This is a genomic window from Vibrio sp. 10N.286.48.C11 (assembly GCF_041469805.1).
GTDB lineage: Bacteria > Pseudomonadota > Gammaproteobacteria > Enterobacterales > Vibrionaceae > Vibrio > Vibrio crassostreae_C.
The window spans coordinates 139,948-152,346 of the sequence record NZ_JBFRLK010000005.1; the positions used below are offsets into that span (position 1 = coordinate 139,948).

A 12,399-nucleotide genomic window follows, 5' to 3' on the forward strand; every position below is an offset into this window, starting at 1 on the left:
TCGTATCTCGTATCTCGTATCTTCTTAAAGCTTACGTAAACCAGTTAGGGCTTTCTCTAGCCTTCTTTCCATTGGCGCCGAGATATCCATCTTCTCTTCACTACCTGGGTGTGTGAACTTGATGTTTGCTGCATGTAGGAACAGACGATCAAGACCAACCTTACCCGTGTAAGCGTCAAAACGACGATCACCGTAGCGATCATCCCAAGCAATTGGGTGACCAGTATACTGAGCGTGCACACGAATTTGGTGTGTTCGGCCTGTAATTGGGCTTGCTTGAATCAACGTCGCCTCTTGGAATTTTTCTAAAACCTTAAAACGGGTTTCAGAAGCTTTACCATTCGGGTTAACTCGAACAATGCTGTTCACTTCATTTTTCAACAAAGGTGCGTTGACGACTTTGCAGCTGTTCTTCCATTCGCCCATAACTAAAGCGAAGTAGTATTTTTGAACCGTTTTTTCACGGAACTGTGCTTGAAGGTGTCTTAGCGCCGAGCGCTTCTTAGCAACAAGCAAAATGCCAGACGTATCTCTATCGATACGGTGCACTAATTCAAGAAAACGAGCATCAGGGCGAAGAGCACGTAATGCTTCAATCGCGCCAAATTTTAATCCGCTACCACCATGAACAGCAGTGCCAGACGGTTTGTTAAGAATTAGCATGTGATCATCTTCATAAATGATGCACTGTTCTAATTCTGAAACCTTGTTGAGTTTCGTGCTCGGCACGTTCTCTTCTGTTTTCTCTTCAATAGTAACCGGAGGGATACGAACTAAATCGCCAGCTTTTAGTTTGTACTCAGCCTTAATGCGTTTTTTATTTACGCGGACTTCGCCTTTACGCACGATTCGGTAAATCATGCTTTTCGGGATGTTTTTTAATTGGTTGCGTAAGAAGTTATCAATACGCTGACCAGCCATATCTTCGTCAATGTCGACAAATTGGACTTGGGTTCTAATTTCGCTCATTGCGCTATTGTATCACTGTCACTTTTGATAATTGAGATTTTCTTAGCCCTATTCCGAACTTATTTATCCCTAATCCTTACCGATCTATCCCAAAATGGTCGCCGAAGTTCTATATTTCTTTGATTCTTCGAACAAAAAAGCACCAAGATTCCTGCAAATTAAAATATCAATTGATAAATTATTTATAGACAGTGAGTTAGAGCTATCAAAACCCAAACAAAAACTGTTTTTTTTACAGCATTCCGACAAAGCAGATTGCTGTGTTTACCGACCGCTGCTATAGTTCACAGCTGCTATCAGTGGTTTGACTATTATTTAAACAGCTAACCATTCATAAGCAAGTAAATGAGTAGATAACTCAGATTAGACAGTGCTGCAATCGGCGTAAGACACGGTCAACTGAGTTCCTTATCGCTCTACTCACGTACACTCATGTTGAGTATTCACCGCCACATCGCGGATCATAGGCTAACTCCCTATGATGACTGACGTGCCCCAGAGCATCCCTCTCCAGCCGGGAGGCTGCACCGATAAAGCCATGGGATCTGGCACCATGAGAAACGAAATAAAGCGATAAGAACAATGATGAAAATAAGAAAAGACAATGAGAACTTCTAAATGAAAAGAATGTTAATTAACGCAACTCAAAAAGAAGAGTTGCGTGTCGCTTTGGTTGATGGCCAACGACTGTTCGATCTAGATATCGAAAGTCCAGGTCACGAGTCAAAGAAAGCGAATATCTACAAAGGACGTATTACCCGTATTGAACCAAGCCTAGAAGCGGCATTCGTTGATTACGGCGCAGAACGTCACGGTTTCCTCCCTCTTAAAGAAATTGCCCGCGAATACTTCCCTGAAGGTTATACATACCAAGGCCGTCCTAGCATTAAAGAAGTGCTAAAAGAAGGCCAAGAAGTAATCGTACAAGTAGAGAAAGAAGAACGTGGTAGCAAAGGTGCTGCACTGACAACTTTCATCTCTTTGGCTGGTAGTTACTTAGTTCTTATGCCTAATAACCCTCGTGCTGGCGGTATTTCTCGTCGTATCGAAGGTGATGAACGCACTCAACTGAAAGCAGCATTAAGCACTCTTGAGCTTCCTCAAGGTATGGGCTTAATCGTGCGTACAGCGGGTGTTGGCAAAAGCGCAGAAGAGCTAGAGTGGGACCTGAATGTTCTATTGAACCATTGGGGCGCTATCAAGCAAGCTTCTGATTCAAATGCAGCTCCTTTCCTAATTCACCAAGAGAGTAACGTTATTGTTCGCGCAATTCGTGACTATCTACGTCGTGATATTGGCGAGATTCTAATCGACAGCAATACTATTTTTGAACGTGCACAAGCGCACATTCAATTAATACGCCCAGATTTCATGAATCGCGTTAAGAAATACGATGGTGAAGTGCCACTATTCAGCCATTACCAGATTGAAAGCCAGATCGAATCTGCTTTCCAACGTGAAGTTCGTCTTCCATCTGGTGGTTCTATCGTAATCGACCCAACAGAAGCACTGACTTCTATCGATATCAACTCTGCTCGTGCAACAAAGGGCGGCGATATTGAAGAAACAGCACTTAACACTAACCTAGAAGCTGCCGATGAAATTGCACGTCAATTACGTCTACGTGACCTAGGTGGTCTTGTTGTAATCGACTTTATCGATATGACCCCGGTTCGCCACCAACGCGAAGTAGAAAGCCGTCTACGTGATGCCGTTCGTTTAGATCGCGCACGTGTTCAGATTGGTCGTATTTCTCGCTTTGGTCTTCTAGAGATGTCTCGTCAACGTTTGAGCCCATCACTAGCAGAAGCAAGCCACCACATTTGTCCTCGTTGTACAGGTACTGGTGTTGTTCGTGATAACGAATCTCTAGCACTTTCTGTTCTACGTTTGATTGAAGAAGAAGCTCTAAAAGACAACACAGCACAAGTACTTGCTGTTGTGCCTGTTCCAATCGCTTCTTACCTTCTGAACGAAAAACGTCGCTCAGTAAACCACATCGAGAAGAACCAAGAAGTTAAGATCACTGTTGTTCCTAACTCAGACATGGAAACGCCGCATTTTGAGGTTATCCGTGTTCGTGAAGGTGAAGAGTTCGATCTACTATCTTACTTGCTACCTAACAAGCTAGAAGCTCTAAAAGAAGCGGAAAGCAAAGAGCCTGCTGAACAGACTATTCGTCCTAAGAAGATCGAAGAACCTGCTCTGAAAGGCTTCGCAGCTCCTGCTCAATCAGCACCAACTCCTGCTCCAGCACCTAAAGCTGTAGAAGAGAAGAAAGCTGAACCAGCAGCGACTCAAGAACCAGGCCTAATTGGTCGTTTCTTCAAAGCTATCGGTAGCTTCTTATTTGGCTCTTCAACTCAAGAAGAGAAAAAAGAAGAAGAGAAGAAAGAAGAAGAAAAACCTAAAAACAATCGTAACAACGGCAACCGTCAACGCCGTGATCGTAACGATAACCGTCGTCGTAACCAACGTGGTGAGCGTGGCGAACAGCGTAACGACCGTGGTGAACGTGGTGACAATCGTAACGAAAACCGTGACAACAAACGCCGCCGTAAGCCAGCTCGTGATGAGAAGCCTGAAGAGCAAAAAGAAGCAGCTCCACAGCAAACTCGTCAGCCTCGCAAGCCTAAGCAAGACCGTCGCAACAAGCCACGTGATGAGCAGAAGCAACGCGAAGAGCAAGCACCATCTAAATTAGCAGAAGAAGGTCTACAGCTAGCAGCAGAAGCACAAGCTGGTAAACCGGAAGCGCCTAAGGCTAAACCTGAAGCGAAAGCAGCTAAGATTAAAGAGCGTCGTCAGCGTCGTAAACTGAACAAGCAAGTTCGTGTTAAAGACCAACAAGCTCAAGCTGAAGATAACGCTTCAAAAGAGCAGGTTGCTGCTAAAGAACTATCTGTTTCAAAAGAACAGTCAGTAGCTCAAGAGCAAAAAGTTGCGGAACAAGTAGAAGCAACTCAAGCGAATGCAGAGCAAACTGAACAGGAAGAGCCGAAACAACGTCGTAACCGTCGTTCTCCACGTCACCTACGTGCAAGTGGTCAACGTCGTCGTCGCGGTCGTGATCGTCGCCCTAACCCATTCCGCCTACGTAAAGGTGGTGTAGCTTCTCCAGAGATGGCTATGGGTAAAGTGATGCCTCGCTTCATTCCAAAACCTCACCACAAGCTGGCAAAGCCTGAAGTGGCTGAAGTTCAAGTAGCAGCTGAAGCTCAAACATCTGTTCAAGAGCAGAATGTTGCTCTAGAGACGGCACCACAAAGCAACGTAGCAATGACTGGCGGCTTCGCATGTCCAGAGCTTGCAATGGGTAAAGTTATCATCCGTCGTGAAGATGCTGCTGTTGAAGCTCAAGTAGCTGAGACTCCTACTGCAGTTGAAGCTCCTGCAGTCGTTGAAGAAGCACCAGTGGTTGTTGAAACCGCGAAAGTTGAAGCACCAGTGGTTGTTGAAACCGCGAAAGTTGAAGCGCCTGTTGTAGCAGAAGCTGTGCAAGCAGAAGCAACACCAGTTGTTGAAGCTGAAGCGCCTAAAGTTGAAGAAGCACCTGTTGTTAAAGCAGAAGCTCCTAAAGCGGCACCAAAGGCAGCTGTTGCTAAGAAGCAAGCCGGTTCACCAATGACTAAAGCTCCTGGTCCTCAAGAGATCAAAGAGATTGAAGTGATTGCAGCTCCGTTCCGCACTGAACGTTTTGTATCGAAAGGTGCAGGCAGTCAGGCAGCGTCGAACAAAGCTGGCGCGGCGATGACTAAGCCAAACTACTAGTGATTACTGATAGGTAATCGCGAGTAAATAGAATCAAAGGCTGCTTATTAAAGCAGCCTTTTTCATATCTACTAATCGAATAAAAATTAACAGATATATTACTCAAAGTTAGGTTCAACCTTGAACTTAATCACATTTTTGGGTAGCATTCGCGCACTTATCTTTTCGACACTTCGCTATTGCCGCTCTTTTCCATCACTGTTTGGCTACGCAATACACCCGTGTCGGTAAATCCATCTTAAGCATAGCTGAGCAAACATGTTCGAATTCCCACAATTTTCAAAGCACTCTGTAAAGAATGACGTGCTTTCAGGTCTTACAGTAGCCCTGGCTCTGGTACCTGAAGCTGTAGCATTCGCCTTTGTTGCTGGCGTTGACCCAATGGTTGGTCTTTATGCAGCATTCATCGTAGGTTTAATCACTTCTGTCTTTGGCGGCCGTCCAGGTATGATTTCTGGCGCAACCGGCGCAATGGCCGTTGTAATGGTGAGCCTAGTGGCAACCCATGGTGTTCAATACCTATTCGCAGCCGTTATGCTGGCTGGCCTTCTGCAAATTGCAGCAGGTGTATTTAAACTAGGTAAATTTATCCGTATCGTTCCACACCCAGTAATGATTGGTTTCGTGAACGGTTTGGCCATTGTTATCTTCCTAGCTCAGCTTGGTCAATTTAAAGCGCCAGACGTAACAGGTGCGTTGACTTGGCTACCAAGCGGTCAAATGACACTAATGCTAGGTCTAGTAGCCCTTACAATGGCTATCATCCACTTCCTACCTAAGCTAACAACAGCTGTACCATCTTCATTGGTTGCTATTGTTACAGTAACGGCTTTGGTTGTGGGTCTTGACCTTGAAACTCGCACTGTTGTCGACTTCCTGCGTACAATGTCTGGTGACGAAGCTGCTACGCTAGCGGGCTCTCTACCAACATTCTCTATTCCTGCTGTTCCGTTTTCTTTAGAGACACTACAGATCATCCTGCCTTACGCAATTATCCTTGCGGCTATCGGCCTGATTGAATCTCTGCTGACACTGACAGTACTAGACGAAATGACAAACACTCGTGGTCAATCTAACCGTGAATGTGTTGGTCAAGGTATGGCTAACGTAACGTGTTCTGTATTCGGTGCGATGGGTGGTTGTGCGATGATCGGTCAATCGATGATCAACGTAAACTCAGGTGGTCGTGGTCGTCTTTCAGGTATCGTCGCCGCAGTTGCACTACTGATGTTCATCCTGTTCGGTTCTGCACTGATTGAAATGATTCCTCTAGCAGCACTTGTGGGCGTAATGTTCATGGTTGTTATCGGCACATTTGAATGGGCAACCTTCAAGCTTGCGCGTCGCGTTCCTAAACAAGACTTCTTCGTTATCGTTCTTGTTACTGTAGTAACAGTACTGACTGATCTTGCTGTGGCAGTAGGTGTTGGTGTTGTCGCTTCTGCGCTAATGTTTGCTTGGCAACATGCTAAACACATCTACGCAGATACATCAGTAAACGCTGAAGGCTCAAAAGAGTACAAAGTTAACGGCCCAATCTTCTTTGGTTCAACGGCTAACTTCCTAGAGTTGTTTGACGCATACAACGATCCACAAGATGTAATCGTTGATTTCGCAAACTCACGCGTGACTGACCACTCTGCAATTGAAGCGATCGACACGATTGCTGACCGTTACGCGGCGCTAGGTAAAACACTTCACCTTCGCCACCTAAGCCAAGACTGTGTTGCTATGCTGCACAAAGCAGGTAGCTTAGTTGAAGCGAACGTTGCAGAAGACCCAATCTACAAAGTAATGTCTAAGTAATCTTAGCTGTAGCTTTAAGTTAGATTTAGAGAGGCCGACATTCAATGTCGGCCTTTTTTATACCTATCGGTCAGCCCTTACGCTGATAACAAAACGACGTACATTGTTCCTACACTACATCGAACGCAGTATCGCTTCGCTAGACTCTTCGATTAAATCCAACACCAATTCAAAACCATTTCCCTCACCATAATACGGATCGGGGATCTCTTGATATTGTGACTCTCCAAAACTCAAAAATAATGCGAGCTTGTATTGGAGGTGAACTGGGCATTGGCTCATTAAGTCGTCTAAATTCGCCCTATCGGCCGCGAGTATCAGGTCAAATTCTTCGAAGTCATTATCTACCACTTTACGAGAAGTAATCCCCTTAAAGCTGTAGCCTCGCTTCTCTCCTGCAGATTTGGATCGCGAGTCTGGCGGGTTGCCTTGATGAAAACCAATCGTCCCCGCAGAGTCGACCACAACATCAATATCCAGCTGTTGCGCTTTCTTCCTTAGCACCGCTTCACCTGTTGGCGAGCGGCAAATATTCCCCATACAAACTACGAGTATCTTTTTCATCCCTAATCACCTGTTCTTCCGATGGTTTTTGCTATCGTTAAGTTAGGCTATGATAGACGCAATCACAACTTAAAAGGATTTGTTATGTCGACTGAAGACAACAAAGAACAACGCCACAAAGCAAGACAACAGAAAGTAAAAGAACAAGTCGATGCACGTGTCGCTGCAGCACAAGAAGTAAAAGGCCTATTGCTGGTCATCACGGGTAACGGTAAAGGTAAATCAACATCCGGTTTTGGTACGATTACACGTGCAGTTGGTCATGGTAAGAAATGCGCCGTTGCTCAGTTTGTTAAAGGTACCTGGGATAACGGCGAAAAAAACGTTCTGCAAAAGCTTGATGTCGAGTTCCAAGTCATGGGCACAGGCTTTACTTGGGAAACTCAGAACAAAGCGCAAGATATTGAAGCTGCGCAGCGTGTATGGAAAGAGTGCCAACGCATGCTGGCTGATGAGTCGATCGATGTGATTCTGTTTGATGAACTGACTTACATGGTTAGCTACGGTTACATCGAACTCGATGAAGTGGTTGAGGCGTTGAATAACCGCCCGAAGATGCAGTCTGTCATCATTACAGGTCGTGGCGCGCACCGTACTCTTACTGAGATAGCAGATACAGTATCTGAAGTTCGCAATGTGAAACACGCTTTTGAATCTGGTGTTAAAGCGCTACAAGGCGTTGACTGGTAATCACCTTCAACCAGAGATCCCCGACTCGGTCATTCTTCCCTCTCGAGGATGACGACCACTAGGCCGTTACGCTCTTGAACAAAGGACGACGGCCTATCGTCATTCCCTAGAGCGAGGGACGAGTGTCATAGGGAATCTCTCTTGAGTATTATCGAGCCAAAAATAAAAAGCGCCATTCCTACAACAGGAGTGGCGCTTTGTTCATTTTTAAATGAGATGAAGACTAGTTAAACAAACCTTTTAGTAGACCGTTTACTGCGTCTCTTGTTTTCTCATCTTTGATCTTGTCACCGTACTTTTCGTCTAACTTTTCTAAACCACGATCAATTTCTTTCTGTGCTTTCTGTTTCAATACATCATCAAAAACAAGTGCAAATTTCGGGGCTGCCCACTGACCTGTTACCTTAATTGGGATAGTCACATCTTTCAGGTCGTCGATGCTCTTACCGCCCTGACCTTCAAGTGAACCCACAATTGATGTACGCACAAGGAAGTCGACCGTTTCATTGATGAAGTTTGCTTTACCTTGACCTGTCACACGTAACAGTGGCGACTGTGCTGATAAGTCGTTAGTTGAAACCCAACCTTTATCCACTTTCAGCGTCGCTTTCATTGCACTGAAGTCCGTTTTTTGAGCTTCATTTGTGCTTTCAACTTTCTCGCCCTTGATCTTAGCGTAGTTTTCTCGAATCAGTTGAGCTACGTTGATGCCGTTAACTGCACCATCTTCAAAGTTAATCGCGATAGTACCGACTAGGTTTTTCTTGATACCCGTCGGAGTTAGACTCTTACCTTTCACGTTGACATCAATATTACCGGTACCTTCCAGCATATCGTTATCTGCAACATCAACCAGTAACGGTTGTACTTTCACGCCTTTGATTTTCTTCTTAGCCGTGTAAGTCGCTGGTGTTTTACGAGCGTCTAACTTTGCAGTAGCAGAAATAGAACCTTGGTAAAGATTCGAGGTGAATGAGGTTAGCTCTGCGATACCACGGTTAACCGAAAATGCGGTTTTAACATTCTGCATCTTCGCGTTGTTCGCCTTGAACTTATCAATCGTGATGTCACCTTTCACGTCTAACGTTTTCAGAGCCGACAGATCAGGTTCCACTTCTTTAGCTGGATCTGAACTACCAGAACTTGACGTTGAACCACCAGCAGAACCAGAAGGCGCTGTGCTCGCTGTTTCTGTTGTATTGCCTAAGCCTAAGAACTCATCTAAATCAATATTCGGGCTATGAAGAGAAAAACGAACCTTTGGTATTTCAGATAGGATTACGTCTGCTTTACCGTCTAATGCAATAGCGTTAGCTTGTAGCTTCTCTAACACAAAGCTCAGGTGGCTCTTGTTAAGATCGAAGCTTAAGTCAGACAGCATGTCGACTTTCATTGGAGACTGAGGAAGCGTGTCGCCTTTGAATGTTGAGTCTAACGTTAACTTGTTCAGCGTTACTTTTGAAATCGCGCTATCAACAGTAAGTTCACCGCCACCTTTAAGATCAAGGTCAAGGCCAGCTGCATTACCGATTACAGCGTAAGTCAGTTGGTTTACCTTATCGAACTCAAACGTATTCAAGCCAATTTTTGCTGACTCAATCGACGTCGCTGGATCATTGAACTTAGCGTTTAAGTCGATATTACGAAGTGCGTAACTTGCAAAGCCTTCAGCTAATTTGAATTCTGCACTGCCTTGTGCAGAGAACTTCTGTTGATTGTTCTCACCAGAAGCCGCAAATGTCGCGGTTGTCCATGTATCAACGGCAAACTCAGAAAGATTCAAAGACACATCGTATAGCTTAGTGAATGAACCCGCTTGCTTGTCGTCCATTTCAAACAATGCGTTTGATACAGTTACGCCTGCAAGGTTGATCGTCCAACCCGATGCGTCTGTGGTAGTTTGCTCTTGAGGGGCAGGCGCTGATTCAGAACTTGTGCCTGCTGCAGGCTCAGATTCTTGAGGCGCTGACGCTTGCGTTAGTGCATCAATGTTCTTGCGACCATCTTTAAGCGTTTCTAAATAGAATTCTGCACCATCTAGAGTAATGTTGCCGATCTCTAGTTGGTTGCTAAATAGCGGAGTAACCGAAACGTCAACGCCAACGGTATCAACCTTAAATAGGTTAGGTTGCGTAAAACCTTCAGGGTTGCGTAATTCAGTTTGACCAAGTTCAAAGCCAATGGATGGGAAGAATTGCCAGCTGATATCACCCTCGATCACTAGCTCAAGGCCTGTGTGTTTTTGGGCTTGTTCGACAATTAATGGCTTAAATTGGTTGGGATTCACTAACAGCACTAGTGCCAGAATTGCTGCAACGACAACAAACACTGGTACAGCTATGAAAATGAGTAGTTTCTTCATCCGCATATTCCTTGCTTAGATTCCAAAAGAAAGTGGCACTATAAAAGTGCCACTGATTCGGTAAAAAATAAAGCTAAGTGAGTCACTTAGGCAAAATTTTATTCGATTAAGACTTCAACAACTTCGCAATGTGCGCTTTTAGCACATCAATCGCAATACGGTTTTTACCACCACGAGGAACGATGATGTCTGCATGTTGTTTTGAAGGCTCGATAAACTGCATGAACATTGGACGTACTGTTTCTTGGTATTGCTTAAGTACAGTGTCCATTGTACGACCACGCTCTTCTACATCACGCTTAACACGGCGTAATAGACAGATGTCTAATGGTGTATCCATAAACACACTTGCGTGCATTAGTTTACGAAGACGCGGGTCTGTTAGAAGCAGAATACCCTCTAAAATGATCACTTTCTTTGGAGTAAGTGTAGTCGTTTCAGAAGTACGTGTGTGCTCTGTGTAGCTGTATTCAGGAACTTCTACGGCGTTGCCACTCATTAGCTGCTGTAGATGTTCACATAAAAGATCATGATCTAGTGCATTTGGGTGATCGTAGTTAGTTTTAACACGCTCTTCCATACTCAAGTGGCTTTGGTCGCTGTAATAGCAATCTTCCGTGATAACACCAATTTGATGGTCGCCTACTTTTTCGCGCAATTCATTATAAATTGTACTAGCAATCAGACTTTTTCCTGAAGCTGAAGCGCCAGCGATACCTACGATGACACATTGATTATTATCAGACATTAATTTTGCACCCGATATGGTTTGGTGGTGGGAAGAGATAAACCGCCTGATTATAGGGGCTAAAGCACATAGATTCTAGTCGCCATTTTAGCTAATTGCAGTCAAATTGATGATATCAATGCATTTAATGAATGCAATCGTTTGCTTTCAGATAACTTGCCTACAACTATTTGCACAAGCCCAATGGATATTGACTTAAATCCACCGCTGTTTATCTAATCCAAACTATATTTAAACGACTTTGTGATTAACTTGCGCTATTCAACCATAGATTCGTTATTCAACCATAGAGAAGTTAATCGCTTCTGGTCTCGCCTTGCCGGTCCAGAACATCTTCGCAGCCACATTCTCTGCAAGCTCTAAGTAGTGACGTGTATGTTCACTATCTGGACGACGAATCACCGTCGGGCAACCTGCATCGATATCTTCTCGCACATCAATATGAAGAGGGATCTGTGCCAAAATATCGAGGTAAAACTCTTCTGACATAGCTTCGGCACCACCAGCACCAAAGATATGCTCTTTCTCACCACAGTGACTACAAATATGATAGCTCATGTTTTCAACTAAGCCTGCGACTGGCACACTCACCTTATCAAACATCGCTACGCCTTTACGTGCATCCGCTAGCGCCAAATCTTGAGGAGTGGTCACCACTACAGCCCCGGTCACTGGGATCTGTTGCGATAACGTCAGCTGAATATCGCCCGTGCCCGGTGGCATATCAATAACTAGATAATCCAACTCTGGCCATACGGTTTCGTTAACAAGCTGACCTAAAGCCTTGGCCGCCATTGGACCGCGCCAAATCGCAGCGTCATCTTTCGACACAAGATAACCGATAGAGTGAGTGAAAATACCGTGCGCTTCGATTGGCATCATCCACTTGTTATTCTGGACTTCTGGTTTCGCATCTAATTGGCCAAGCATCATAGGTACAGAAGGACCATAGATATCCGCATCCAACAAACCCACTTTTGAACCAGACTTAGATAAAGCCAAAGCAAGGTTGACTGAAGTGGTCGATTTACCCACCCCACCCTTTGCAGATGTCACGGCGATGATGTTCTTCACCCCCTTCAATGGTGTCGCAACCGTGGTTTCTAACGCAGACGGCTTCACCTTCACTTCAAACTGAAAAGCGCTAACAAGCTGTTGTTCAATCTGAGAGTGAATCCACTGTTCCAATTCAACCGCAAGCTGATTAGCGGCAAAAGGTAAGGTGATAACAAATGATCCACGCGGATCAACCGATACAATATTTTGGTGTAGCGCCCACTCTGGGATGAGGATTGGTGACTCGAACTCATTCAACCATGAACAGAAATCTTGCTTAGAAGTAAAGTTACGCATTGGGACTCCTTTTTTTATTTATGCTATCACCCACGAGATGAAGACTGAACCCCTAAAAAACTAGGGGAATCCTTAGTCTGATACCTTGGCGTATCACACGTTATAAAGTAGTATTACCTCTCAAATTTATACCTAT

The 12,399-nt window shown here is 44.7% G+C and carries 8 protein-coding genes; 3 read left to right on the plus strand and 5 right to left on the minus strand.

Annotated elements, in window-relative coordinates; translation table 11 throughout:
* Positions 1–24: 24 nt before the first annotated feature.
* The gene (gene rluC, locus AB4209_RS02040) at positions 25–969 is read right to left on the minus strand and encodes a 23S rRNA pseudouridine(955/2504/2580) synthase RluC (protein ID WP_017054981.1); all 945 of its coding nucleotides are present in this window, start codon (positions 967–969) and stop codon (positions 25–27) included.
* A gap of 618 nt (positions 970–1,587) precedes the next feature.
* Here rluC and rne point away from each other — a divergent pair.
* Complete coding sequence (gene rne / locus AB4209_RS02045) at positions 1,588–4,740, plus strand: ribonuclease E (protein WP_372054650.1); 3,153 nt, start codon at positions 1,588–1,590, stop codon at positions 4,738–4,740.
* Positions 4,741–4,998: 258 nt separating this feature from the next.
* The gene (locus AB4209_RS02050) at positions 4,999–6,546 is read left to right on the plus strand and encodes a SulP family inorganic anion transporter (protein WP_019823563.1); all 1,548 of its coding nucleotides are present in this window, start codon (positions 4,999–5,001) and stop codon (positions 6,544–6,546) included.
* Positions 6,547–6,660: 114 nt separating this feature from the next.
* Here AB4209_RS02050 and AB4209_RS02055 read toward each other — a convergent pair whose 3' ends face one another.
* On the minus strand, positions 6,661–7,110 hold the full coding sequence (locus tag AB4209_RS02055) for a low molecular weight protein-tyrosine-phosphatase (protein ID WP_017067202.1): 450 nt from the start codon (positions 7,108–7,110) through the stop codon (positions 6,661–6,663).
* An 84-nt stretch (positions 7,111–7,194) separates the two neighbouring features.
* Between AB4209_RS02055 and cobO the strand changes: the two genes are divergently transcribed.
* On the plus strand, positions 7,195–7,800 hold the full coding sequence (cobO, locus tag AB4209_RS02060; protein WP_017062158.1) for a cob(I)yrinic acid a,c-diamide adenosyltransferase: 606 nt from the start codon (positions 7,195–7,197) through the stop codon (positions 7,798–7,800).
* A 223-nt stretch (positions 7,801–8,023) separates the two neighbouring features.
* On the opposite strand, the gene AB4209_RS02065 is transcribed toward cobO, so the two are convergent.
* The 3 genes from AB4209_RS02065 to apbC form a co-directional block, all read right to left on the minus strand.
* Positions 8,024–10,162: an AsmA family protein gene (locus AB4209_RS02065; protein ID WP_102427874.1), complete on the minus strand. Its 2,139-nt coding sequence runs from the start codon at positions 10,160–10,162 to the stop codon at positions 8,024–8,026.
* A 106-nt stretch (positions 10,163–10,268) separates the two neighbouring features.
* Positions 10,269–10,910, minus strand: a complete 642-nt coding sequence (gene udk, locus AB4209_RS02070; RefSeq protein WP_004734002.1) for a uridine kinase — start codon at positions 10,908–10,910, stop codon at positions 10,269–10,271.
* A gap of 276 nt (positions 10,911–11,186) precedes the next feature.
* Positions 11,187–12,263, minus strand: coding sequence for an iron-sulfur cluster carrier protein ApbC (gene apbC, locus AB4209_RS02075; protein ID WP_009848619.1), 1,077 nt, complete (start codon positions 12,261–12,263; stop codon positions 11,187–11,189).
* Between the last annotated feature and the right edge of the window lie 136 nt (positions 12,264–12,399).